Annotated in this window: 19 protein-coding genes; 8 read left to right on the top strand and 11 right to left on the bottom strand. The window is 68.0% G+C overall.

What is annotated here, in order from left to right; all coding sequences use genetic code 11:
- Positions 1-112 precede the first annotated feature (112 nt).
- Complete coding sequence (locus EDF39_RS13925; RefSeq protein ID WP_123943973.1) at positions 113-2,224, top strand: type IIA DNA topoisomerase subunit B; 2,112 nt, start codon at positions 113-115, stop codon at positions 2,222-2,224.
- A 617-nt stretch (positions 2,225-2,841) separates the two neighbouring features.
- Here EDF39_RS13925 and EDF39_RS13920 read toward each other — a convergent pair.
- Positions 2,842-5,325, bottom strand: coding sequence for a DNA topoisomerase (ATP-hydrolyzing) subunit A (locus tag EDF39_RS13920; protein ID WP_123943971.1), 2,484 nt, complete (start codon positions 5,323-5,325; stop codon positions 2,842-2,844).
- A gap of 65 nt (positions 5,326-5,390) precedes the next feature.
- Between EDF39_RS13920 and EDF39_RS13915 the strand changes: the two genes are divergently transcribed.
- The gene (locus tag EDF39_RS13915) at positions 5,391-6,563 is read left to right on the top strand and encodes an alkaline phosphatase family protein (protein ID WP_199726215.1); all 1,173 of its coding nucleotides are present in this window, start codon (positions 5,391-5,393) and stop codon (positions 6,561-6,563) included.
- 334 nt (positions 6,564-6,897) lie between these two features.
- On the opposite strand, the gene EDF39_RS13910 is transcribed toward EDF39_RS13915, so the two are convergent.
- Together EDF39_RS13910 and sepH are read right to left on the bottom strand one after the other, a co-directional pair.
- Complete coding sequence (locus EDF39_RS13910) at positions 6,898-7,503, bottom strand: HD domain-containing protein (protein WP_123943969.1); 606 nt, start codon at positions 7,501-7,503, stop codon at positions 6,898-6,900.
- An 89-nt stretch (positions 7,504-7,592) separates the two neighbouring features.
- Complete coding sequence (sepH, locus tag EDF39_RS13905) at positions 7,593-8,795, bottom strand: septation protein SepH (RefSeq protein ID WP_123943967.1); 1,203 nt, start codon at positions 8,793-8,795, stop codon at positions 7,593-7,595.
- Between the two features lie 228 nt (positions 8,796-9,023).
- On the opposite strand from sepH, the gene EDF39_RS13900 reads away from it, so the two are divergent.
- Positions 9,024-9,317, top strand: a complete 294-nt coding sequence (locus EDF39_RS13900) for a DUF4193 domain-containing protein (RefSeq protein WP_055961860.1) — start codon at positions 9,024-9,026, stop codon at positions 9,315-9,317.
- Here EDF39_RS13900 and EDF39_RS13895 read toward each other — a convergent pair.
- Positions 9,292-9,747, bottom strand: coding sequence for a DUF3093 domain-containing protein (locus EDF39_RS13895; RefSeq protein ID WP_055958100.1), 456 nt, complete (start codon positions 9,745-9,747; stop codon positions 9,292-9,294). The two genes, EDF39_RS13900 and EDF39_RS13895, sit on opposite strands and share 26 nt — an antisense overlap.
- 71 nt (positions 9,748-9,818) lie before the next feature.
- On the opposite strand from EDF39_RS13895, the gene dut reads away from it, so the two are divergent.
- From dut to dxs, 5 genes are all read left to right on the top strand, one after another.
- Complete coding sequence (gene dut, locus EDF39_RS13890) at positions 9,819-10,319, top strand: dUTP diphosphatase (RefSeq protein ID WP_123944253.1); 501 nt, start codon at positions 9,819-9,821, stop codon at positions 10,317-10,319.
- Positions 10,320-10,456: 137 nt separating this feature from the next.
- Complete coding sequence (locus tag EDF39_RS13885) at positions 10,457-11,062, top strand: DUF3710 domain-containing protein (protein ID WP_055961857.1); 606 nt, start codon at positions 10,457-10,459, stop codon at positions 11,060-11,062.
- Positions 11,063-11,066: 4 nt separating this feature from the next.
- Positions 11,067-11,840, top strand: a complete 774-nt coding sequence (locus tag EDF39_RS13880; RefSeq protein WP_123943966.1) for a DUF3159 domain-containing protein — start codon at positions 11,067-11,069, stop codon at positions 11,838-11,840.
- Positions 11,841-12,000: 160 nt separating this feature from the next.
- The gene (acnA, locus tag EDF39_RS13875; RefSeq protein WP_055958097.1) at positions 12,001-14,823 is read left to right on the top strand and encodes an aconitate hydratase AcnA; all 2,823 of its coding nucleotides are present in this window, start codon (positions 12,001-12,003) and stop codon (positions 14,821-14,823) included.
- Positions 14,824-14,951: 128 nt separating this feature from the next.
- Positions 14,952-16,922 carry a 1-deoxy-D-xylulose-5-phosphate synthase gene (gene dxs, locus EDF39_RS13870; protein WP_123943963.1) on the top strand — a complete coding sequence of 657 codons (1,971 nt, stop codon included), beginning with the start codon at positions 14,952-14,954 and terminating at the stop codon, positions 16,920-16,922.
- An 83-nt stretch (positions 16,923-17,005) separates the two neighbouring features.
- Here the strand turns inward: dxs and EDF39_RS13865 are convergent, their stop codons facing one another.
- From EDF39_RS13865 to EDF39_RS13835, 7 genes are all read right to left on the bottom strand, one after another.
- Entirely contained in the window at positions 17,006-19,147 is a 2,142-nt protein-coding gene (locus EDF39_RS13865; protein WP_123943962.1) for a 3-hydroxyacyl-CoA dehydrogenase NAD-binding domain-containing protein, read from the bottom strand.
- A complete protein-coding gene (locus EDF39_RS13860; RefSeq protein WP_123943959.1) occupies positions 19,144-20,349 on the bottom strand; it encodes a thiolase family protein in 1,206 nt (401 codons plus the stop codon). The genes EDF39_RS13865 and EDF39_RS13860 overlap by 4 nt, the downstream gene beginning before the upstream one ends.
- A 90-nt stretch (positions 20,350-20,439) precedes the next feature.
- Positions 20,440-21,714 (bottom strand): HRDC domain-containing protein, encoded by a 1,275-nt coding sequence (locus tag EDF39_RS13855; RefSeq protein ID WP_370275190.1) that lies wholly within the window; start codon positions 21,712-21,714, stop codon positions 20,440-20,442.
- A complete protein-coding gene (locus EDF39_RS13850) occupies positions 21,704-22,282 on the bottom strand; it encodes a DUF3000 domain-containing protein (RefSeq protein WP_233573132.1) in 579 nt (192 codons plus the stop codon). Before EDF39_RS13850 ends, EDF39_RS13855 begins: the two co-directional genes overlap by 11 nt.
- A gap of 169 nt (positions 22,283-22,451) precedes the next feature.
- Positions 22,452-23,198: a dihydrofolate reductase family protein gene (locus EDF39_RS13845; protein ID WP_055958081.1), complete on the bottom strand. Its 747-nt coding sequence runs from the start codon at positions 23,196-23,198 to the stop codon at positions 22,452-22,454.
- Positions 23,195-23,662, bottom strand: a complete 468-nt coding sequence (locus EDF39_RS13840; RefSeq protein ID WP_055958077.1) for a SufE family protein — start codon at positions 23,660-23,662, stop codon at positions 23,195-23,197. Before EDF39_RS13840 ends, EDF39_RS13845 begins: the two co-directional genes overlap by 4 nt.
- The gene (locus EDF39_RS13835) at positions 23,659-24,582 is read right to left on the bottom strand and encodes a sulfurtransferase (protein WP_123943957.1); all 924 of its coding nucleotides are present in this window, start codon (positions 24,580-24,582) and stop codon (positions 23,659-23,661) included. Before EDF39_RS13835 ends, EDF39_RS13840 begins: the two co-directional genes overlap by 4 nt.
- Between the last annotated feature and the right edge of the window lie 180 nt (positions 24,583-24,762).

The raw sequence follows: 24,762 nt of genomic DNA, 5'->3' as shown, positions 1-24,762 counted from the left end.
TTCGGAGGGGGTGTCGGAGGGTGAGAGAACACTGAGCCCCGTATTCTTGAATCGGTGCGTGTCCGGGTCTTTTCTTTTCGGGCCGCGTGCCGTTGTCGCCAGAAGGAGTCCCGTGGCCGCCGCTGCATCCGATTATTCCGCCCGTCACCTCTCAGTGCTCGAGGGCCTCGACGCCGTTCGCAAGCGGCCGGGCATGTACATCGGCTCCACCGACTCGCGCGGCCTCATGCACTGCCTCTGGGAAATCATCGACAATGCCGTCGACGAAGCGCTCGGTGGGCACGGCTCGTCGATCGACGTGATCCTCCATGCCGACGACAGCGTCGAAGTCCGCGACACGGCGCGAGGCATCCCCGTCGACATCGAGCCGAAGACCGGGCTGACGGGCGTCGAGGTCGTCTTCACGAAGCTTCATGCCGGCGGTAAGTTCGGAGGCGGATCCTACGCAGCGTCCGGTGGTCTGCACGGGGTCGGCGCGTCCGTCGTCAACGCGCTCTCGGAGCGGCTTGACGTCGAGGTCGACCGTGGCGGCAAGACGCACGCGATGTCGTTCCATCGGGGCGAGCCCGGCACCTTCGACGACGGTACGAGCGCCCCCGCGCCCGACGCCCCCTTCGCGCCATTCGAGAAGGGGAGTGTGCTCCGGGTGGCCGGTAAGGCCGCCAAGGGGGCGACCGGCACTCGGGTGCGCTACTGGGCCGACCGTCAGATCTTCACCAAGGGCGCGGCGTTCCGACTCGAAGACCTCGTCAGCCGGGCCCAGCAGACGGCGTTCCTCGTGCCGGGCCTCGCGATTCGCATTCGCGACGAACGCCCGATCACGACGGCCACCACCGAAGACGGCGAGCCCGTCGAGCAGCTGTTCTCGTACGAGGGCGGCATCTCGGAGTTTGCCGACTTCCTCGCCACCGACAAGGCGATCACCGACACCTGGCGACTGCAGGGCACCGGCAAATACACCGAGACGGTGCCGGTGCTCGACGACAAAGGCCACATGGTGTCGACCGAGGTCGCACGCGAGTGCGAGGTCGACATCGCTCTCCGCTGGGGCGACGGCTACGAAACGGTCACGCGCAGCTTCGTCAACATCATCGCGACGCCCAAGGGCGGTTCGCACCAGGCCGGGTTCGACGCGGGGTTGCTGAAGTTCCTCAAGCAGCAGGTCGACGCCAACGCCCGTCGCCTCAAGGTCGGCACCGACAAGCTCGAGAAAGACGACATCATGGCGGGGCTCACCGCTGTGCTGACCGTCCGGCTGCCCGAACCGCAGTTCGAGGGCCAGACGAAAGAGGTGCTCGGCACCCCGGCCGTGCGCGCCATCGTGTCGAACGTCGTCGCCAAGGCGATGGCCGACCTGTTCGCCTCGACCAAGCGCGACGACAAAAGGCAGACGGCAGCCGTGCTCGACAAGATCGTCGTCGAGATGAAGTCACGCATCGCCGCGCGCGCCCACAAAGAGACCCAGCGCCGCAAGAACGCGCTCGAATCGTCGTCGCTGCCGGCCAAACTGGTCGACTGCCGCTCGAACGACGTCGGCACCAGCGAGCTCTTCATCGTCGAGGGCGACTCGGCACTCGGAACAGCCCGTGCTGCCCGCAACAGCGAGTACCAGGCGCTCCTGCCGATCCGAGGCAAGATCCTCAACGTGCAGAAGGCCTCCGTCAGCGACATGCTGTCGAACCTCGAGTGCGCGTCGATCATCCAAGTGATCGGCGCCGGCTCCGGTCGCTCGTTCGACCTCGACCAGGCACGCTACGGCAAGGTCATCATCATGAGCGATGCCGATGTCGACGGCGCCCACATCCGTACCCTGCTGCTCACCCTCTTCTTCCGCTACATGCGCCCGATGATCGAGGCCGGCCGAGTCTTCGCCGCCGTGCCCCCGCTGCACCGCGTCGTCGTCATCAACCCCGGGTCGAAGCCGAACGAGACGATCTACACGTACTCCGAGCAAGAGCTGCAGGGCGTTCTCGCCGGCCTGAAGAGAACGAACAAGAAATACCAGGATCCCATCCAGCGCTACAAGGGCCTCGGTGAGATGGATGCCGAGCAGCTTGCCACCACCACGATGGACCGCGCCGGCCGCATGCTCCGCCGCGTCAAGGTCGAAGACGCCGAGAACGCCGGCCGGGTCTTCGAACTGCTGATGGGCAACGACGTCGCGCCCCGCAAGGAGTTCATCATCGAGGGTGCCGGGCTGGCGCGGGAGCGGATCGACACGTAGGGGGTTGGTGCGGCTGGTGCTGGTGCTGGTGCTGCTTGCTAACCGACGCGAATCGGCCAACCTGCCTTGGCGCGCCACGTCGAAAAGGTCGAACCGCGTCACTTCACTCGGCGCCGACTTCGGCCGCACGCCAAACCGACGCGGATCGGCCGACCTCGCGCGCCGCGGCGGTGTGACACTGGCCGATTCACGTCACCTCGCCCGGCGCCAACCCCACCCCACGCCAACCCGACGCGAATCGGCCAACCCGACGCGGCGCGCCACGTCGCAAAGGCCGAACCGCGTCACTTCACTCGGCGCCGACCTCCGCCGCACACCAAACCGACGCGAATCGGCCGACCTCGCGCGCCGCGGCGGTGTGCCGTCGGCCGGTTCACGTCACCTCGCCCCGCGCCAACCCCGACGCACTCCAACCCGACGCGGATCGGCCAACTCGACGCGGCGCGCCACGTCGAAAAGGCCGAACCGCGTCACTTCACTCGGCGCCGACCTCCGCCGCACACCAAACCGACGCGGATCGGCCAACCTGACGCGGAGCGCCACGTGGACGAGGCTGAACCGCGTCACTTCACCCGGCACCAACCTCGGCCAGACGCCAAACTGCCGCGAAGCCGAAGCTACGAGACCGCGCCGCCGATCGATCCGACGACCGTGTCGAGCGGTGTGCCCGAGGCATCGCGCCTCGCGAGCGTCTCGGGCAGCTTACGGACGCCGCCGTCGGCGGCCACCGCGATGGCGGGCGCCACGCCGACCCACGCCACGGAAAGCCCGTCTTCGCCCTTGAGCAGAGCATGGGCCCGAACGCCACCCGTGGCTCGACCCTTCGCGGGGTAGTCGGCGAAGTCGCTGATCTTGGCCCGGCCCGGGTCGGCGCCGGCGATGGTCGCAGCTGACGTCGAGATGGTCGCGACGACGGCGGATGCCGTGGCGGGGACGGCGCCGAAGAACAGCACGGTCGCCCGGGCCGCCAGCGAGATACCGGCGACACCGCCACCGGCCGTGCCCTGGGGGCGAACGAGGGCAGCGGGGTAGCGCAGCAGCTGCGTCGAGGTGGTGACAAAGACGAGCTCGTCGGAGTCGGGGCCCTGCGCCACGCCCACCACGGAGTCGCCGGGCTTGAGCGCAATCACGGGGAACTCCGGCTTCGACGGCCAGGCGCCCGGCGTGACTCGCTTCACGACGCCCTGAGCCGTGCCGAGAGCGACCGGGTCGGCGGAGTCGAGCGAGACGAGGGCGAGCACCTTCTCGGAGGCGGGAGAGCTCGCCGACGAGAGGCCCAGATAATCTTTGACCGGCACGCCCGCGCCGAGCTGCACCGACGTCGGGGGAGCGGCCGGTAGATCGACGGGCGAGAAGCGAATGAGACGACCGGTCGAGGTGACCGCGCCGATCTCGGCCCGGGTCGTCGTCGTGACGCTGGAGCGGATCGCGTCGTGCTTGGTGCGGCGCGACGGGGGGACGGGCCCTGCGCCGGACTCGGTGTCGGCGGCCGCGGGATCCTGGAGGTCGACTCGGAGAAGACGGCCAGTGGTCGACAGATACACGCGCGTCGGGACATCGGCGACTTCGACGACGGGGGCGTTCTTGCGAGTCGAGGCGACCGACGGCGCTGCCTCGGTGAGGAGTGTGCGGCGCGGGGTGCCGTATTCGTCGGCGATGTCGGCCAGTTCGCTCGACACCAGCGCCCGCAACTTGGCGGGATCGGACAGCAGCTCGCGAAGCGACGCGATCGCGGCCAGCAACTCGTCGCGCTCCGCCTCGAGCTCCATCCGGCTGAACTTCGTGAGGCGACGCAGACGGAGCTCGAGGATGTACTCGGCCTGCAGGTCGGAGAGATCGAAGACCTCGCGGAGCCGCGTCTTCGCCGCCTCGGAGTCGTCGCTCGTGCGGATGACCTGGATGACCTCGTCGATGTCGAGGATCGCGATGAGCAGGCCCTCAACGAGGTGGAGGCGGTCTTCGCGCTTCTGCAGGCGGTAGCGGCTCCGGCGGGTGACGACCTCGAGTCGATGCGCGACGTAGACCTCGAGGAGCTCTTTCAGACCTAGTGTGCGGGGCTGCCCCTCGACAAGCGCCACGTTGTTGATGCTGAAGCCGTCTTCGAGGGGCGTGTGCCGGTAGAGCTGCTCAAGCACGGCCTCGGGGCTGAACCCGGTCTTGATGTCGATGATCAAGCGCATGCCGTGGTGGCGGTCGCTGAAGTCGTTGATGTCGGAGATGCCCGTGAGCTTCTTCGCGTTGACGCCGTCTTTGACCTTCTCGATGATCTTCTCGGGGCCGATCATGTAGGGCAGCTCGGTGAAGACGAGCCCCTTCTTGCGGGCCGTAAGGTTTTCGATCGAGACCTTGGCGCGGACCTTGAAGCTGCCGCGCCCGGTCGCATACGCGTCGCGGACTCCGGCCAGCCCGGCGATGGTGCCTCCGGTCGGCAGGTCGGGCCCGGGCACGAAGGCCATCAGGTCGTCAAGGGTCGCCTCCGGGTGCTCGATGAGGTGCCGGGCGGCTCCGATCACTTCGACGAGGTTGTGCGGCGCCATGTTGGTGGCCATGCCCACCGCGATACCCGAGCCGCCGTTCACGAGAAGGTTCGGGAACGCCGCAGGCAGCACCTCGGGCTGCATCAGCTGGTTGTCGTAGTTGGGAACGAAGTCGACGACGTCTTCGCCGAGCCCCTCGTTCATCGCCATCGCAGCAGGGGCGAGTCGAACCTCGGTGTAGCGGGCGGCGGCGGGCGGGTCGTCGAGCGAACCGAAGTTGCCGTGCCCGTCGATGGTCGGCAGGCGCATCGTGAAGTCTTGGGCGAGTCGCACCAGGGCGTCGTAGATCGCCGAGTCGCCGTGCGGGTGGAGCTTGCCCATGACCTCGCCGGTGACGCGAGCGCTCTTGACGTGACCGCGCTCGGGGCGGAGGCCCATCTCGCTCATCATGTAGAGGATGCGGCGCTGCACCGGCTTGAGCCCGTCACGGGCGTCAGGCAGGGCGCGGGAGTAGATGACCGAGTACGCGTACTCGAGGAACGACCCCTGCATCTCACTCGAGACATCGATCTCTTCGATGCGCTCGCCCGTGGGGGAGGAGCCGGTGCTGTCGGTCGTCGTCATGAACTCTCACTGCAGGGGGATCGGGGGCGAAACCGGCGGCCGAGCGCTGTGCCAGACTGGGGCCGATGAGCACCATGGTACCGGCGAGAGACCCCTCGGCCTGGAGCCTGGCCGACGTTCTCCCCAGCTGCGTAGCGGCCCTCAGGGGTGTGGAGAACAGGTTGGGGTTCGCGCCGGCGCGCCAGGTGGTCGTGCTGATCGTGGACGGGCTCGGATCCTCGGCTCTGAAGCAGCGCGCCGGCTACGCGCGCACTCTGGCAGCGGCCGCGACGCCTCTCTTCTCTGGTTTTCCGACGACGACGGCCTCGTCGATCGCCACGATCACCACGGGCGTGCTGCCCGGCGAGCACGGCCTGGTCGGCTACAGCGTGCTCGACCCCGAGCACGATCGGGTGGTCAAGCAGCTGTCGGGCTGGGATTCGCGAATGGATCCGGCGACCTGGCAACGCGTGCCGACCATCTTCGAGCGGGTGACCGCTGAGAAGAGCACAGAGACGAGCGCAGGATCCGACGGCTCGCCCGGGCAGAACATCCGAGCGTTCGCGATCGGCCCCTCCCGCTACGCCCACTCCGGTCTCACGAAGGCGATCCTGCGCGGCGCGGAATACCGCTCGGCCGAATCGGTCGAAGCACGGTTCGAGGCGGCGGGCGCGGTGCTCCGCGAGGCGGCGCCCTCGCTGTCGTACCTCTACGTTCCCGAGCTCGATGTCGCCGGTCACAAGTACGGGTGGGAGTCGCCGCAGTGGTCGGCCGCCCTCGAGCTCGTCGACTCGCAGCTACGCACCCTCGTGTCGGGCCTCAAGCGCGATCAGGCTGTCGTGGTCACGGCCGACCACGGCATGGTCGACATCAATCCGGCGAAGCACGTTCTATACGGCCACCGCCCCGAGCTGGTCGAGGGCGTGCGGCACTTCGCGGGAGAGCCGCGTTGCCTGCAGCTACACTTCGAGCCAGGCCTCGACGACGACGCTCGCTCAAGGCTCGTTGCCGCCTGGCACGAGTCGGAGGACGCCCGCTCGTGGGTGGTCACGCGCGACGAGGCGATCGAGGCCGGATGGTTCGGCCCGGTTGATACCTCGGTGAGGCCCCGGATCGGTGATCTGCTCGTCGCCGCACGAAAGGGCATCGCCTATTACGCCGACGCCGACGTGCGTGGCCGCGGCATGGTCGGGCAGCACGGGTCGTGGTCGGCGGAAGAGACGCAGGTGCCCTTGGCGCGTTTCGGGGCGTTCGCGTAGGTCGGCACGGTTTGGTAGGGCGGTGGGCGGCGCATCGCCTGCTTCCTGAATTGAGGTGCGCTGTCACCACTCAGGAGGCCATGGCACTCATTCAGGAGTGTGAGGCGGCAGCGTAAGGCCGTCAGGATTCACCGACTCGTATTCACCGGAGTTCAGGTCGCCTCCGAGAGGGCACCTGAATTCAGGAGCGCCGGCCGACTCCGGTGGCGGCGGGGGGCGCTCGTGCGGATCGTCGGGTCGGTGCGGCGGGCTGGCGGGCTGGCGGGCTGGCGGGCTGGCGGAACCTGACGCCTAGAACACAGCGACCACGAAACGTCACCGGCCCGCATCGGCATCACGAACCCGTCGCCGCGAACGCATCCCAGAACGCCGTCCCCGCCGCCACACCACCGCTCGCGTGCAGCCGCACAGCAGCCGTTTCGGGCTTGCGCGCCGCCTGCGCGGCGATCGACGCGTCGAAGGATCGACCGAAGTCGAGGCGAGGCACCCGGGCCGTGATCGAGCGGAGGTCGGCCTCCTGCCACCGCGACGCACCGTCTCCCCGCACGTCGACTGTCGTCGCGAGTTCGAGCAGGTAGCCCTCCACGTCGAGCGCCGGGTCGACGGAACGCCACATGTGCCGCTCGATGATTTCGCGCACCCGCTCCGAGCGCGCGGGCGACCAGCCGGCTCCCGCCCCGAAGACCGCCGCGACTGCACCTCCGGCCTCCTCGAATGCGACCTCGTGCGCGTCGAAGTGCGGCGCGACACCGGCATCGTGCAGCATGGCCGCGACGAACAGGAGCTCGTCATCGAAAGAGCGCCCCTCGGCGCGAGCCAGGAGCGAGGCCCAGGCCCACGAACGCACGGAGTGGTTCACGAGTTCGGGGGAGAGCCAGCGGCGGGCGACATCGAGGGAAGCCGCTGCGATCGGCGTAGGCGGCGTGAGGAGATCGGTCATGCCCTCACCGTAGGGACACACGAAGTCGACCACGACTGGCAGGCACGCCACTCAACGTCGGCATCCTGCCAAAGGACGCCAGAGAAGGCTCAGGCCGGATCGTCGTCCGAGCGGGCACCGAAGACGATCTCGTCCCAACTCGGCATCGACGCGCGACCCTTGCGGCCGCGCGACTGGATCGACTTCTGTCGAGGCTCGGGCGCCGGAGACGAGGCCGGCGCCTCGGATCCTCGTCGCCCATCGGGCACGACCTTCGGTCGGAGGACGGCAGGGCGCACAGGCTCACTCGACGTCTCGGACTCGCTACCGTCGTCGAACTCGTCGAGCGGAACGTCCACGACCCGGATCGAGCCGGTCGACGGATGAGCGGCGCGAGACGGGGAGTCGTCGTCGAAGCGCGCGGCCTCGCGTTCGCCTCGGCGTCGACGCAGGGCCTCGAGCAGGTCGGCGGTCTGATTGTGAGACGACTCGCTCTCGGGAGCGCGGTTCATCGCAGCCACCGACGCGGCACTCCAACCGTCACGGGCGCGCGCAGAGGCAGAACCGACCGAAGGATCCGGCACGACCGTCTCGGGCACATCCGGCAGAGGCTCGAACGCGCCGCTGTCGAACCGCCCCGTGTCTCCGGTGTGCTCGTCGGAGCCGGCCGCGGCCTCGGTGTCAACCGAACCCCGGGTCTGCGGCTCAGCCTGGGCTGCTACCGCGCGGAGGCGGGGCACGAGGCTCGAGTGGTCGGCGTCTTGACGGGAAAGAGTGTGGGCGTCTCCGGCGTGCGGGGCGAGAGACTGTTTCTTGGGCTCGAAACGCCAGGCGGCGTCGCGCTCCACCTCGCTGGTCGTGTAGGTGACACGGATGATCCAGCCGACCGAGGCGTCTTTGAACGCCGTCCATTCGCGGTCAGTGGCACTCGACTCGTCGAGGCGCGAATCGATGACCTCGCCGAACCGCGAGGACTCACCGAGGGCGTCCACGCCACCGGCGACGCTCACCGGCACGGATCGGGCCGATTCGAGCACAAAATTGCGCTCGTCGAGCACAGGGCCTTCGAAACGACGCACGTAGACGACGTCGGCACCCGTCTCGTCGGCGACCTGCTGGGCGGTACGGCCGGCGCGAATGCTCGACTGGATCTCACGGGGCGAGACCTTCTGCACGACGGGGGCCTGGTCGGGCCCGGCCTGCCGCAGTTGCGACTGCAGGGACTGCGTGACGGGCAACCGGAATTCGCTCCCGGCGTCGGTGGCGACGAGCAGCGCGCCGCTCTCCACTCCGATGACCTTTAACTCCTGCATGCCTCACGCCTTCCGCCGTCGCGATTCACCAGTGAGGATGCCACGGAACTCCCGGAATTCCGGGGAATAACGCGGGCGCGCCGCAAGTTCATTTGCTGCGGCGTGAGACGACAAAGACGGCCGCGCGGGCTGGTTTGCTATTGATCATCGATTGGTGCAAACTGTGCCCGCCGATTTGGGTATCAGACCCTGATCTTCGGGCGAATATGAGTACAGAACTGGATGGGCATGGCCACCGACTACGACGCACCTCGAAAGAACGACGACGATTCTGAGTCGATCGAGGCGCTGAAAGAGCGGGTTCCCGACAAGATGTCGGGTGTGGTCGACGTCGACGACGCCGACAACCCCGGGAGCTTCGAACTCGCCGGGCAAGATCTCAGCGACCTCGACCTCGAGGTCGTCGTCTTGCCCCCTCAGGCCGACGAATTCACCTGCGTCGAGTGCTTCCTGGTGAAGCACCGCTCGCAGCTCGACCACGAGACCAAACTCGGGCCTATCTGCCTGGAGTGCGCGGCCTGATCGCGTCGATCGCGAGCGACAACCGCTCCGGATGTCTCGTCGAGACGAGCCAGTAAGGAGCCGGGTCGCTGGGGTCGGTCAGCCCGATCTTGATCACCGGCTTGACCCAGCCGCGAAACAAGGTCCACGCACGAGCATCGAGACGCACACCGCGTTCGGCCGTCGCCTCCTCACCCGAGAAGGCGGCGGCCGCTCCTATTTCACCGGGATAGAGAATGGCCCGGCCGGCCCGGAAGCCCTCCTCGGCGACCGTCAGCACGGGGGAGCCGAACCAGAGCGCCAGCCCGAATCCGACGAAGAGGGCGATTCCGACACCCCAGCCGACGGGCACGTTGATGGGTAGGAAGACCAGCACCGACGCCGGCACCACGAGCAGGAGAGCCACGAAGACTTGCGGGGGCGGGGAGAGGCGTTCGCGGTACGAGGTCATGAGACTATTCGACCAGACTTCTGCACTACCCTCGACACGTGACTCAGAGCCTCGACGTTCCCTTTGCCCCACTGGGCGAGGTCGAAGCCCCGTTCTACGCCCACCCGGGCGACGCCGGGGCCGATCTCACCAGTCGAGAGGCCCTCACACTCCTCCCCGGAGAGCGGGCGCTCATCTCGACCGGCGTCTCGATCGCCCTCCCCGACGGGCACGTGGCCTTCGTCGTACCCCGCTCGGGTCTGGCGGCGAAGCACGGCATCACAGTCGTCAACTCGCCCGGCACGGTCGACGCGGGCTATCGCGGCGAAATCAAGGTGACCCTCCTCAACACCGACGCCCGCACGCCGTTCGACATCGCCATCGGAGACCGGATCGCGCAGCTCATCGTCATGCCGGTCGTCCGAGCCACGTTCGTTCCGGTCGACACCCTCCCCGAGAGCGTCCGCGGAGAAGGCGGATTCGGTTCGACGGGTACGAGCGGCTTCAGCGTCGCCGCAACGGCCTACGGTGTGGCAAATGACGCCGGCACGACCGGCAGCACCACCGACACGACTACGGAAGGCACCAAGTGAGCAGAAAGAGCCGCCGCGAGGCAGCAGCACTCGGAGAGACGGCGTCGGTCGACGCCGTCGAGCTCGAGACGACCGAGGTCACGGAGGGTGACGAGGTAGTCGACCTCGTCGAAGCTGAAGAAGCCGAGACCGACCTCATCCTCGAAGACAAGTCCGCCCCCGACGACCGCGCCGAGGAGGGACCGCTCGACGAGAGCGAAGCCAACCCGGTGCGCCCGTACGTCGACCTGGGCGGCGTCAAGATCGTTCCCCGCGAGGGGCTCCACCTCCGACTCGAGGTCGAGGAGGGTTCCAAGCGCGTTGTGGCCGTAGGCCTCGACTTCGCCAAGTCGACCCTGCAGGTCCAGCCGTTCGCGGCCCCGCGGTCGACGGGCCTCTGGCACGAGATCCGCGAGCAGATCGCCGACCAGATCCGCAAGCAGGGTGGCACGACGGCCGAGGTCGACGGCCCCTTCGGGCCGGAGATCCGCGCCGAGATCCCGATCGCGGCGGGCTCCGAAGGCGCCGTCCCCGGGCAGACCACCCGACTCGCACGCTTCGTCGGCGTCGACGGCCCCCGCTGGTTCCTCCGCGGCGTGATCGCCGGAGACGCGACCGTCGACCCGGAGGCCGCCGAGAAGATCGAAGAGCTCTTCCGCAGCGTCGTCGTCGTCCGTGGCACCGAGCCGATGCCGCCCCGCGACCTCATCCCGTTGCACATGCCGAAGTCGACCCCGGGCGACCCCGGCACGACGACGGTCTGATCCGGTGACGAGCGACTCGCACGGCGTGCAGCCGGAGGCGAACGGCACGGGTGCCGACGAGGCTCCTGCGGCGACGCTGAGCGGGCAGCTCCGTGCCGCAGCCCAGCGGGCGGGCATCGGCAAGGTCGCGCCGGGCGAGGTGCCGACCGGCCATGCTCTGCTGACGGCGATCGGGGGAGTCCGCGGCCTCATCGAGTCGATTCTCCCCGGCCTTGGCTTCCTGGTCATCTACACGATCACGCACGAGCTCCTGCCTTCGGTGCTGGCGCCCGTCGCCCTCGGCGTCGTGTTCGTCGTGGTCAGGGCCGTGCAGCGAGGCCCGGTGCCTCAGGCAATCGCGGGGCTCCTCGGGATCCTGCTCTCCGCCCTCCTCGCCCTGATCTCGGGGCGCACGATCGACAACTTCATTCCCGGCATCGTCATCAACTCAGTGTCGGCGCTGGTGCTGCTGGTCTCGCTCGCCGCCCGCTGGCCGCTGATCGGAATCGTCGTCGGGCTCCTCACGAACGAGGGCTCGGCCTGGCGCGCCGACCGGGCGAAGCGCCGCGTGCTGACGCTGACGACGTGGCTGTGGGTACTCCTGTTCGGCATCCGCCTCGCCGTCGAGGTGCCGCTCTTCCTCGCCGGCGACGTCGCGCTGCTCGGTGCCCTCAAGCTCCTGCTCGGCGTGCCGTTCTACGCCGCGATGCTCTGGGTGACGTGGTTGCTGGTGCGGACGGTGTATTCGGCCCGGTCGGCCTCTGACGTGGCTGCCGACGGCGCTGCGCCCGGATCCTGATTCGAGTGCTAGATTTGTCTTGACATCAAGATAGATCGTTGGGTTCGAATTTGAGCCTCCGGCCGGTCCGCCCCACACGCACGGACTTAGGCTGGCCTTGCTGGTGGAGCTCCTCGCTCCACGGCGAAGATGGGGCGAGTCAGCGCAAGGGAGACGGCACGTGTCAGACGTAAACAGTTTCGGCTCGAAGAGCACCCTCACCGTCGGTGAGAAGACGTACGAGGTCTACCGCATCGACGCGGTACCCGGCTTCGACAAGTTGCCCTTCAGCCTCAAGGTCCTGCTCGAGAATCTCCTTCGCACTGAAGACGGTGCGAACGTGACCGAGTCGCAGATCAAGGCCCTCGGGTCGTGGGTGCCGTCGGCCGACCCCGACACCGAGATCCAGTTCACACCGGCCCGAGTCGTGATGCAGGACTTCACGGGCGTGCCCTGCATCGTCGACCTCGCCACGATGCGCGAGGCGATGGCGGATCTCGGCGGCGACCCCACCAAGATCAACCCTCTGTCGCCGGCCGAGCTGGTCATCGACCACTCCGTCATCGCCGACCTGTTCGGCAGCGAGAACGCCCTCGAGCGCAATGTCGAGCTCGAGTACGAGCGCAACGGAGAGCGCTACCAGTTCTTGCGCTGGGGCCAGACCGCGTTCGAAGACTTCAAGGTCGTTCCCCCGGGAACGGGCATCGTGCACCAGGTCAACATCGAGTACCTGGCGCAGGTGACGTTCACCCGCACCGTCGACGGCGTGCTTCGCGCGTACCCCGACACGCTCGTCGGCACCGACTCGCACACCACGATGGTCAACGGCCTCGGTGTGCTCGGCTGGGGCGTCGGCGGCATCGAAGCCGAGGCCGCGATGCTCGGCCAGCCCGTGTCGATGCTGATCCCCAAGGTGGTCGGCTTCAAGCTGTCGGGCGCGATCCCGACCGGCGTCACGGCGACCGACGTGGTGCTCACCATCACGCAGATGCTCCGCAAGCACGGCGTCGTCGGCAAGTTCGTCGAGTTCTACGGCGAGGGCGTCGGAGCAGTGCCCCTCGCGAACCGCGCCACGATCGGCAACATGAGCCCCGAGTTCGGCTCGACCGCCGCGATGTTCCCCATTGACGACGTCACCCTCGACTACCTGCGCCTCACCGGGCGCAGTGACGAGCAGGTCGCTCTCGTCGAGGCCTACGCCAAGGAGCAGACCCTCTGGCACGACCCCTCGGTCGAGCCCAGCTACTCCGAGTACCTCGAGCTCGACCTCGCGACCGTCGTGCCGTCGATCGCCGGCCCGAAGCGCCCCCAAGACCGAATCGAGCTGTCCGTCGCCAAGAGCCAGTTCGAGATCGACCTCGGCAACTATGCCGACGCCGAAGCGCACTCGGGCGTCGACGAGGCCGTCGAGGCGACGTTCCCGGCGTCCGACCCCGTCGGGCTCACGCCCCAGGACGAAGACACCGCGCACGAACACAGCCACACGCACGCCTCGTCCGCCACGCCGTCGCACGCCTCGAAGCCCTCGCCGGTCACCCTGGCCGACGGATCCGAGTTCACGCTCGACCACGGCGCCGTGGCCATCGCGGCCATCACGAGCTGCACCAACACCTCGAACCCCTCAGTGATGCTCGCGGCCGGGCTGCTCGCTCGCAACGCCAGCAAGAAGGGCCTCAAGGCCAAGCCGTGGGTGAAGACCACCCTGGCTCCTGGCTCCAAGGTCGTCACCGACTACTACGAGAAGGCCGGTCTGACCAGCTACCTCGAAGACCTCGGCTTCTACACGGTCGGCTACGGCTGCACCACCTGCATCGGCAACTCAGGGCCGCTCCTTGACGAGATCTCCACCGCGGTGCAAGACAACGACCTCGCCGTCACGGCGGTGCTCTCGGGCAACCGCAACTTCGAAGGACGCATCAACCCCGACGTCAAGATGAACTACCTGGCGTCGCCGCCCCTCGTCATCGCCTACGCTCTCGCCGGCTCGATGAACTTCGACTTCGAGAACGACGCGCTCGGCACGGGATCCGACGGTACCGAGGTCTTCCTCAAAGACATCTGGCCCGAGGCAGCCGAGGTGCAGAAGACGATCGACGAGTCGATCGACACCGACATGTTCACCCGCGAGTACGGCGCCGTCTTCGACGGTGACGACCGCTGGCGCTCGCTCCCGACGCCCGAGGGCGCGACCTTCGAATGGGACAGCGAGTCGACCTACGTTCGCAAGCCCCCGTATTTCGATGGCCTCACGATCGAGACGACCCCCGTCGTCGACATCACCGATGCCCGCGTGCTGGCGAAGCTCGGCGATTCGGTGACGACCGACCACATCAGCCCCGCGTCGACCATCAAGGTCGACAGCCCGGCCGGCCGGTACCTCGCCGACCACGGCGTCGAGCGCAAAGACTTCAACAGCTACGGTTCGCGCCGCGGCAACCACGAGGTCATGATCCGCGGCACGTTCGCGAACATCCGTCTCCGCAACCAGCTCCTCGACGGCGTCGAGGGCGGTTACACGCGTGACTTCACGAAGCCCGACGCCCCGCAGTCGTTCATCTACGACGCCAGCGAGAACTACCGCGCCGAGGGCACCCCCCTCGTCGTGCTCGCCGGCAAAGAGTACGGCTCCGGCTCGTCGCGCGACTGGGCCGCCAAGGGCACATCGCTCCTCGGCGTCAAGGCCGTCATCACCGAGAGCTTCGAGCGCATCCACCGCTCGAACCTCATCGGAATGGGCGTCGTGCCGCTGCAGTTCCCGGCGGGCGAGACGTGGGAGTCTCTCGGGCTCGACGGCAGCGAGTCGATCAGCATCTCCGGCCTCACCGCCCTCAACGAGGGCACGACCCCGAAGACGGTGCACGTGGTCGCGAAGCCGACGGCGCATTCCGCCGAGGGCAAGGCCGTGGTCGAGTTCGACGCAGTCGTTCGCATCGACACCCCGGGCGAGGCCGACTATTACCGCAACGGTGGCATTCTCCAGTACGTGCTCCGCTCGCTGGTGTAGGTCAGTAGTCCTCCCGACGGACGCCCCGCCACTCCCCATTCTGGGAGGGTGGGGCGTTCGTCCGTTGCCAGGCGACGAAGCCTAAACTTCAGGTGGGGTTATACCCGTGCCCCCGGAAAGCGAGACACATGAGCCTCCTCGAGACGATCCACGAGCCCCGCGACCTCGATGGGCTGAGTGACGAGCAGATGCTCGTGCTGGCCGCTGAGATCCGACGGTTCCTGGTGACAGAGGTGTCGAAGACCGGAGGCCACCTCGGCCCGAACCTCGGCGTGGTCGAGCTCACGCTCGCGATGCACCGGGTCTTCGATTCGCCGAAAGACGCCTTCGTCTTCGACACGGGCCACCAGTCGTACGTGCACAAGCTCGTCACGGGGCGTCAAGACTTCTCCGACCTGCGCCTCAAGGGCGGCCTGGCCGGCTACCCGCAGCGCAGCGAGTCGGTGCACGACATCGTCGAATCGTCGCACGCCTCGTCATCGCTGTCCTGGGCCGACGGCATCTCGCGCGCATTCACCCTGACCGGTCATGGCGACCGCCACGTGGTCGCCGTCGTCGGTGACGGCGCTCTGACCGGGGGCATGACGTGGGAGGCCCTCAACAACATCAGCGACGACAACACCCGCCGCTTGATAATCGTCGTGAACGACAACGGTCGGTCGTATGCACCGACCATCGGTGGCATGGCCCGGTTCTTAAACTCCGTGCGCACCGCTCAGGCCTACCGCGACATGCACGTCTCCTCGAGAGCGGCTTTCGATCATCTAGGATCCCCGGCGCGCGCGTTCTACCGGGGCGTCCGGGGCGGCCTCCACGGCTTCCTCAGCCGCTTCACCAACAACGACGCCCTCTATTCGAACCTCGACATCAAGTACATCGGCCCGATCGACGGTCACGATCAGAAGGCGATGGAGGAGGCCCTGCAGCAGGCGAAGAACTACGGTGCTCCGGCCATCGTGCACGCCATCACGCAGAAGGGCCGGGGGTTCGAGCCCGCGCTCAAAGACGTCGCCGACCAGTTCCACGCCGTCGGCCACATCGACCCCGAAACCGGCGAGGCCCTTGAGACGTCGAGCGCTCCGGGCTGGACGAGCATCTTCGCCGACGAAATCGTCTCGATCGCCGACCGCGATCGCACCGTCGTCGGCATCACCGCGGCGATGCTGCGCCCGGTCGGCCTCCATCGCTTTGCCGAGAAGTACCCGAAGCGGGTGCTCGACGTCGGAATCGCCGAACAGCACGCGGTCGCCTCGGCCGCGGGGCTGGCATTTGGTGGAATGCACCCGGTCGTCGCGCTCTACGCGACTTTCATCAACCGGGCCTTCGACCAGGTGCTCATGGATGTCGGCCTGCACAAGGCCGGAGTCACGTTCGTGCTCGACCGGTCAGGGGTCACCGGCCCCGATGGGCCCAGCCACCACGGCATCTGGGATCTCGCCATCCTGCAGGTCGTCCCCGGCATCCGCATCGCCGCGCCCCGCGACGGTACCCGCCTTCGCGAAGAGCTCCGCGAAGCGGTCGCCGTGACCGACGCTCCCACCGTGATCCGGTTCCCCAAGGGCGAAGCGGGCGACGATATCGACGCCGTCGAACGTCTCGATGACGGGGTCGACGTGCTCGCTCGTGGCGACCGACCCGACGTTCTCATCATGGCCGTCGGCCCGATGGCCCGGCTGGGGCTCGACGTGGCAGCTCGACTCGCCTCGCAGGGCATTGGCGCCACGGTCGTCGACCCCCGCTGGGTGGTTCCCGTGCCCCGCAGCGTCGTCGACCTCGCCGCCCAGCACCGCCTCGTCGTCACCCTCGAAGACGGTGTGCGGGTCGGAGGAATAGGCACGCGCGTGCGTCAAGATCTGCGCGCCGCTGACGTCGACACCGCGGTGACGGAGCTCGGTCTGCCCGACGAGTTCATCGACCACGCCTCGCGCGCTCAGATCTTCGACGCGGCCGGCCTCACGGCCCAGGCCGTCGCGCGCGACGTCACGGCCATGGTGCTGGGGTCGAAGCTGCCCGTCGCCCGACCCGAGGGGGCGTCGCCGTCGACTGGCTCGTCGGCTTCGATCACGTCGGCCCAGCGCAGTTCGGCCGACGCCGAGTAGCCCGCACACCAAAGTGCGCGAATCGCCGTCCGATCTGATGATCGGCGCCGATTCGGGCACTTTGGTGTGGAGGCTCCAGGTGCCTAGGCCGCACCGACCCCGCGGATGAGCGGGTCGTGGAACGCCCGGCCTCGAACACGCTCGGACGCACCGACTCGGTCAAGGTAGGGTGTCGCGCCGCCCATCTGGAACGGCCAGCCAGCGCCGAGGATCAAGCAGAGGTCGATGTCTTCGGGCGCCGCGACAACACCGTCGTCGAGCATGCGACCGATCTCGTCGGCCAGGCCGTCTTCGATGCGGATGCGGAGCTGCTCTTCGGTCAGCGCTTCGCGCTTCTCGCCCGGCCCGGATCCGCCGACCAGCTTGACCGCCTTGGGGTCGAAGCCCTTGCGGTTGCCCTTCGAGTCACGCTCGAAGATGTGACCGAACTCGGCGAGGCGGTGCAGGGCCTCGCTCTCGAAGAAGCGCTCGGGGAAAGCGGCGTGGTGCGTGTCGAGCACGTGCGCGCCCACCGTCAGCCCGACCAGTTCGAGGAGCTCGAACGGCGTCATCGGCAGTCCGAACGGGGCCGTCGCACGATCGACGACTTCGAAGGGTGTGCCGGTCTCGACAGCGTGCATCGCCTCGCCGAGCAGCTTTGCGAGCACGCGGTTGACGACGAACCCCGGTGCGTCGGCTGTGATGACGGCGTTCTTGCCCAGCGTCTTCGCTACGGCCATCGCGGTCGCGAGCGTCTCGTCGTCGGTCGAGGGGGTGTTCACGACCTCGACCAGCGGCATCACGGCCACCGGGTTGAAGAAGTGGAAACCCACCAGGCGTGCGGGTTCGCTGAGCACCGATCCGATGGCCGACACCGAGAGCGACGATGTGTTGGTCGCGAGCACGCACGACTCCGACACCACCTCCTCCACGCGCGAGAAGACGTCTTGCTTGACGCCCAGCTCTTCGAAGACCGCCTCGATCACCCAGTCGCAGTCGGCGAAGTCGGCGATATCGGTTGTTCCCGAGATCAGGGCCTTGAGGCGGTTCGACTCGTCGGGCGAGACGCGGCCCTTCGCCTGCAGTTCGTCGATGGACGATCGGATGCCGTTGACACCTTGCGAGACACGGGCCTCGTCGATGTCGGTGATGACGACGGGAACCTTGAGCTTGCGCACGAAGAGCAGGGCGAACTGTGAGGCCATGAGCCCGGCGCCGACGATGCCGACCTTGGTGATCTTCCGGGCCAGGTCGGGGGAGGGCGCGCCGGCCGGGTGCTTGGCGCGCTTCTGCACCAGATCGAAGGCGTAGATCGAGGCACGGAACTGGTCGCCCGAGATGAGATCGGCCAGCGCTTCGTCTTCGGCGGCGAACCCCTCGTCGCGGGTGGCCTTCTTCGCCCCGGCGAGAAGGTCGAGAGCGGCGTACGGAGCCTTCGCGACCGTGCCGATCCTCTTCTGAACCGTCTTACGAGCGATCGCTATAGCCGCGTCCCATTTGACGGCACGCTCGATCTTGCCCGGCACGTGGGGCCTGGCGACTTTGACCGCCCCGCTGATGACGCCGTCTGCCCAGCGGATGCTGTCTTCGAGGAAGGCGGCCGAGCCGAACATCACGTCGGCGATTCCGAGTTCGAGTGCCTGTCCGGGTTTCAGCGTGCGGTTGTTCTTGAGAGGGTTCTCGACGATCACCTTGAGGGCGTTCTCGATGCCGATCAGGTTCGGCAAGAGCCAGGCGCCGCCCCAGCCCGGGATGATGCCGAGGAACACCTCGGGAAATGCGAGGGCCGGTGCTGCCGAGTCGACCGAACGGTAGTCGGCGTTGAGGGCGATCTCGAGACCACCGCCGAGGGCGAGCCCGTTGATGAACACGAACGTAGGCACTCCGGCATCGTGAAGCTTGCCGAGAGCGTCGTGGCCGAGCCGGGCCATCTGCCGGCCCGCCTCGCGCGAGGGGATCTGGCCGACCTTCGAAAGGTCGGCGCCGGCGGCGAGAAAGTAGGGCTTGCCGGTGACGGCGATCGCCCGGATCTCTCCGGAAGCCGCACGGGCCCGGAGGGCATCGAGCGTCTCGGAGAACTCGACGAGAGTGACCGGCCCGAGCGTCGACGGGCGCCGGTGGTCGCGATCGTTGTCGAGAGTGACCAGAGTCAGGATGCCGCCGGAGGGCAGAGCCACATCGCGCACGTACGAGTGCGTGACGACCTCGTCGCGCGAGAGTTCGAGAAGGAGCGAGGTGTCGGTCACTTGGTCTTCTTCTTTCCGTCGAAGTGCGGGTTCTCCCAGATGACGCTTCCGCCTTGACCGAGGCCGACGCACATGGCCGTGAGCCCGTAGCGGACCTCGGGGTGCAGCTCGAACTGGCGGGCGAGCTGGATCATCAGGCGGACCCCCGAGGAGGCCAGCGGGTGGCCGACCGCGATGGCGCCGCCCCACGGGTTCACCCGCGGATCGTCGTCGTCGATGCCGAAGTGATCGAGGAGCGACAGCACCTGCACCGCGAACGCCTCGTTGAGTTCGAAAAGGCCGATGTCGTCGATCGTGAGGCCGGCCTTGCGAAGAGCCTTCTCGGTCGAGGGAACGGGACCGATTCCCATGATCTCGGGTTCGACTCCGGCAAAGGCGAAACTCACGAGCCGCATCTTGGACGCCAGACCGGCACGCTTGGCTGCGTCTTCTGACGCGATCAGCGAGACCGTGGCGCCGTCGTTGAGGCCGGAGGAGTTGCCGGCAGTGACGCGTCCGTGCGGACGGAAGGGTGTGCGGAGCGTCGCGAGACCCTCGAGAGTCGTCTCGGGTCGAGGAGCCTCGTCGCGGTCGGCGAGCCCCCATCCGGCTGCGGAGCGGACGGCGACCGAAACGAGGTCGGGTTGGATGTGACCGTCACTGTAGGCCTGAGCGAGCTTTTGCTGAGACCGGAACGCGAAGTGGTCGGAGCGCTCCTTGGTCAGCGACGGGAACCGATCGTGAATGCGCTCGGCAGTGTTGCCCATGTTGAGGGCCTCGCCGCTCACGAGCTTCTCCGCCACGAAGCGGGGGTTCGGGTCGGCATCGAAGCCCATCGGGTGGCGGCCCATGTGCTCGACGCCGCCGGCCAGCGCGAAGTCGTAGGCGCCGAAGGCGACGGCACCCGCGACGGAGGTGACGCTCGTCATCGCTCCGGCGCACATGCGGTCGATCGCGAACCCCGGCACGGATCGGGGCAATCCCGCCAGCAGGGCCGTCGTGCGGCCGAGAGTGAGCCCCTGATCGCCCGTCTGCGTCGTCGCGGCGATGGCGACGTCGTCGATGTCGGCTGGGTCGAGACCCGGGTTGCGGTCGAGCAGCCCCCGCATGGCCTTGACGACGAGATCATCGGCCCGGGTCTGCCAGTACATTCCCTTTTCGCCGGCTCGCCCGAACGGGGTGCGAACCCCGTCGACGAAGACGACTTCTGTTCTGATGGCCACATTGCCTCCTGAATCGACTGCGCCTGTTGCAGACGCCAACGGCTCGATCCTAGAAGCGGCACCTGTGGGCCAGTAATCGACTGCGCTTATCTACGAAGCCGATTCGGAGCCCTGCGTGAACGATTGGTGAGCCTCGACAAAGGCCTGCAGGATGGCGGGGGCCGTGGCCGCGATCTGCCACTCGCGCGCACCGGCCTCGCGCAGACCTTCGCCGATGTGGGCCAGGTCGAGAACCTCGGGCGCCTCCCACGCGACTCGTCGCAGATGGTCGGGAGTGAGGAGGTTCTCGACCGGGATCGACATCGCCTCGGACATGTGCTGAAGGCGCGGCCGAGCGGCCTTGTAGCGGGCGTCACCCTCGGGATTGCGGTCGGCCCACGAGCGGGGCGGGGGGAGCTGGTCGGTCGACGGCCCGCGGAGCGAGGGAAGATCGGTCGACGCGCGGCCCCGTTCGAGAGCGGCCCACCAGCGGCCCAGCTCGGTACGGCTCGCTCGACCGACGAACGACTTCAGAGCGCCGAGATCGCGCTTCGTGGCGGGGTTCTCGCGAACGGCCGCGATGATCGACGAGTCGGGAAGGAGGCGACCAGCAGCGGTGTCGACCTCTTGGGCGTAGTCGTCTCGCGCCTCCCACAGCTCGCGAACGAGGCCGAGAGCACGCTGCCCACGCAGGGTGGAGAGACCCGTCGTGCGACGCCACGGCTCCTGGCGGGGAGGTTTGGCCTCGCGTCGCAGGGTCGCCTGGAACTCCTCCTCGGCGATCTCGACCTTCTCCTGCTCGACGAGCACGTCGTACATCGCGTCGCGGAGGTCGACGAGCAACTCGACGTCGAGGGCGGCGTAGACGAGCCAGCTTTGGGGGAGCGGCCTCGTCGACCAGTCGGCGGCCGAGTGCTCTTTTGCCAGGTGGATGCCGAGGAGCTCTTCGACGACGGCGCCGAGCCCGACTCGGGGGAGACCTGCCAGGCGGGCACCCAGCTCGGTGTCGAAGATCCGCACCGGGTCGAGGTCGACCTCACGGAGGCAGGCGAGGTCTTGCGAGGCGGCGTGGAAGATCCACTCCTCGTCTTTGATGACGTCGTTGAGTTCACGCAAGGATCCGAGAGCCGGCGGGTCGAAGAGGAACACCCCGGCACCGCGGCGGAAGACCTGGATCAGATACGCGCGCTGCGAGTAGCGGTAGCCGGAGGCACGCTCGGCATCGACAGAGACAGGGCCGTGACCCTTCGCGATGGCGTCGATGGCGTCGAGGTAGGCCTCGCGGGTCGTGATGACGTCGACGAACGCGTGGTCGTCGTCGGCGGCGGGAACGTGGTCGACGGGAGCCTCCTGGGGCGGGGTTTCTTCTTCGATCCTACTTGTCACGCCCGACCCTTCGAGAGGCCAGGAGCGTGACGCCCTCCGCGGTCGGCGGGAGACCGGCGAGGGTGCAGATGAGCTCGGCCCAGGCCCGCACGTGCGGGGCGAGGTCGGTATCGCTCGGCGACCAGGACGCGCGGAGCTCCAATAGCGCCCCGTCGCTCTGGGACGAGAGCTCGCCGTAGCCGCTCGACAGGATCTTCGTCGCCGTGCCCGAGGCCGACGAGTAGGCCGCGCCGTTGGCACCGAGCGACTCGATCAGCCAGCTCCAGGCGACGTCGGCGATGAACGGGTCCAGGCCGATCTCGGTCTCGAGCGGCGCCTGAGCGAAGCTGACTATGCGCCAGGGTCCTCCCCAGGGCTCGGGCTCTTCCGGGTCGTAGAGGACGATGAAACGTCCGGTGCCGAGCTCGGGGTCGGCGTTCTCGCCGACGCCGACGACGTCAGCGGCGAGGGCGAAGGCCGACGGGGCCAGCCCACTCGGGGCAGGGATCTCCGTCACGACGAGGTCGTCTCGCGCGTCGATGGCGCGAATGGCCTCCACGGCCTCGACGAAGGCCCGGGGGCCGGTCACAGCCGGTTCCTGAGGACGTGAGGGAGTATCGGACACGAGATGAAGATTAGGCTCCCGGCAGAACCGTGGCTCAGAGGCACGCCGTAGGTGACCTCGGTCGCTCAGGGCCAGCCGGCGCACGACCGGGCATTCTTGTCGACCCCTGCCGTGTCGGTCGAGTCGCCTGAGCTCAGGAGGCTTGCACCTTCCAGCGAGCGTAGAGCGACGACTGGTCGTCGATGAGCAGCTGATCGAGAGTAAGAGCCGACGCATCGAACCGTTCGGTGCCGAAGACGGGCAGGCCCGAGCCGATGACGATCGGCGAGGTCGAGAGGCACAGCTCGTCGACGAGACGGTCGTGTAAAAACTGCCCGGCGAGCGACGGCCCGCCCTCGCAGACGAGCGAGCGCAGCCCCTCGGCGTGGAGGCGCTCGACGATCGCGGCCGGGGCCAGACGACCCTCGGTGTCGGGGGCGACCAGGATGGTCGCGAGCCCGCAGAGCGAATCGCCGAGCGACTCGGTGACGCGTGCCACGGCCGACGAGGGGCAGATGACGACGACCCGATCGGCGCGCTCCGCGTCGATGCGGTGGCCGCTGAGGTCGCCCGAGCTCGTCACGACGACCAGCTTTGCGGTGGACGGCACCCGATACCCCTCAGCGCGAACACTCTTCGCCCCGACGATGACGGCGTCGGCGACATCGCGGATGGCCCGCAGGATGGCCCGGTCGGCCGGGTTGCTGAGAGTGTCGGAGGTTCCGTCGGTGCCCGCCGCGTCACCCGACACGGCGGCGATCAGGTTGAGCCGGAGCCACGGCGTCGTCGGCGGCGCGTACCAGCCCTTCAGCACCTCGTGCGTGTCGTCGGCGCCGACCTCGAGACGCGTGGCGACATCGGGGCCGGCTTCTCTCGACCGGTGCAGAAGGCGCAGGATCACGCGGCGGTCTTCTCGCGAATCTGCCGCTTGGCCCGCCCGAGCAGCGCAGTCATGCCTCGAATCCGCAACGGGCTCACGGCCTCCACGAGACCGATGGTCTGCGGATAGTCATCGGGCACGCCGAGCGCCTCGTCGACCGTCAGACCCTCGAGGCCCTGCGCGATGATCGACGCGAAGCCACGAGTCGTCGGCGACTCGCGCGGTGCGGTCGCATACAGGTGGACGAGGCCGTCCGTCACCTCGACGAAGATGAACACCGGCGACTGGCACTCCACGACCTGCTCGAGCAGATCGGGATGATCCGCATAGCGTTCCGGCAGCCCCGGCAGCTCGTTCGAGAACTCGAGGAGGAGCTGCAGGCGGTCTTTCACGGAGAGGTCGAGGAAGTCACGCTGGATCTCGGCCAGGGCCTCGGGGAGGGCCGGGCTGGATCCTTCGCCGTTGCTCGTCGGAACCGTGCTCATCGGGTGGCAGCCGCCGGAGCCTCACCGGGCTCGGCACCCGTGACGATTGGCACGCGCACGGCGGAGCCCCATTCCGTCCATGAGCCGTCGTAGTTGCGGACGTTCTCGAAGCCCATCAGGTGGTGCAGCACGAACCAGGTGTGGCTGGAACGCTCGCCGATGCGGCAGTAGGCGACCACCTCGTCTTCGTCTTTCAAGCCGGCGCCGTCGCGGTAGATCGCGTCGAGTTCGGCGAGGGGCCTGAAGGTTCCGTCGTCGGCAGCGGCCTTTCCCCACGGCACGTTCTGCGCGCTCGGGATGTGACCGGCGCGCAGGGCGCCCTCCTCGGGGTAGGCGGGAGCGGTCGTGCGCGAGCCGTTGTACTCCTCGGGGGAGCGGACGTCGATCAGCGGGCTGCCGAAGTGGGCGAGCACGTCTTCTTTGTAGGCGCGGATGCCGGTGTCGTCGCGCTCGGGGACGGGATACTCGACCGGGGTGATCGCGGGCTGGTCGAGGGTGTACTCGCGGCCCTCGGCCTCCCACTTCGCGCGACCGCCGTCGAGCAGGCGCACGTCTTCGTGGCCGAAGAGCGTGAAGACCCAGAGGGCGTAGGCGGCCCACCAGTTGTTCTTGTCGCCGTAGATGACGACGGTCGAGTCGCGCGAGATGCCGCGCTCGCTCATCAGCTCGGCGAACTTCTCACCCGAGATGTAGTCGCGCTGCACGGGGTCGTTGAGATCGGTGTGCCAGTCGACCTTGACCGAGCCGGGAATGTGGCCGGTCTCGTAGAGCAGGACGTCTTCGTCGGACTCGACGACGACGAGGCCGGCCCGTGCGGCAGGGTCGCCGGCGAGCTTCTCGGCGAGCCACTCGGTCGAGACGAGGCGCTCGGGGTGGGCGTAGTCGCTGAACTGAGCGGACGGATCGCGATCGACAGGCATGGTTCCTCCAGACGTCGCCCGGAGGCGACACGTACGGTTACGGCGTGCGGCGTAGAGTTTCACTTCGCCGTCTGCGGCGGCAGTGTTTTTTCGCCGTCTCCGTCGACAACGCTAGACGGGCGCCATGTATGCCGCGCGGAGCCCGCGCAAAACTCTGACACAAATCTGACACGGAGAGGA

This window comes from Frondihabitans sp. PhB161 (assembly GCF_003814635.1).
Classification (GTDB): domain Bacteria; phylum Actinomycetota; class Actinomycetes; order Actinomycetales; family Microbacteriaceae; genus Frondihabitans.
This window is presented reverse-complemented; position numbering and strand designations above follow the sequence as displayed.

What these genes read in the sequence shown, in the direction of transcription:
- EDF39_RS13910 (WP_123943969.1), bottom strand. Translation starts at nt 7,503, where the DNA reads ATGACCGATCTCCTCACGCCGCCTACGCCGATCGCAGCGGCTTCCCTC.
- EDF39_RS13835 (WP_123943957.1), bottom strand. Translation starts at nt 24,582, where the DNA reads ATGCCTGTCGATCGCGATCCGTCCGCTCAGTTCAGCGACTACGCCCAC.
- EDF39_RS13895 (WP_055958100.1), bottom strand. Translation starts at nt 9,747, where the DNA reads ATGACCTCGTACCGCGAACGCCTCTCCCCGCCCCCGCAAGTCTTCGTG.
- EDF39_RS13900 (WP_055961860.1), top strand. Translation starts at nt 9,024, where the DNA reads ATGGCCACCGACTACGACGCACCTCGAAAGAACGACGACGATTCTGAG.
- sepH (WP_123943967.1), bottom strand. Translation starts at nt 8,795, where the DNA reads ATGCAGGAGTTAAAGGTCATCGGAGTGGAGAGCGGCGCGCTGCTCGTC.
- dxs (WP_123943963.1), top strand. Translation starts at nt 14,952, where the DNA reads ATGAGCCTCCTCGAGACGATCCACGAGCCCCGCGACCTCGATGGGCTG.
- EDF39_RS13840 (WP_055958077.1), bottom strand. Translation starts at nt 23,662, where the DNA reads ATGAGCACGGTTCCGACGAGCAACGGCGAAGGATCCAGCCCGGCCCTC.
- EDF39_RS13920 (WP_123943971.1), bottom strand. Translation starts at nt 5,325, where the DNA reads ATGACGACGACCGACAGCACCGGCTCCTCCCCCACGGGCGAGCGCATC.
- EDF39_RS13915 (WP_199726215.1), top strand. Translation starts at nt 5,391, where the DNA reads ATGAGCACCATGGTACCGGCGAGAGACCCCTCGGCCTGGAGCCTGGCC.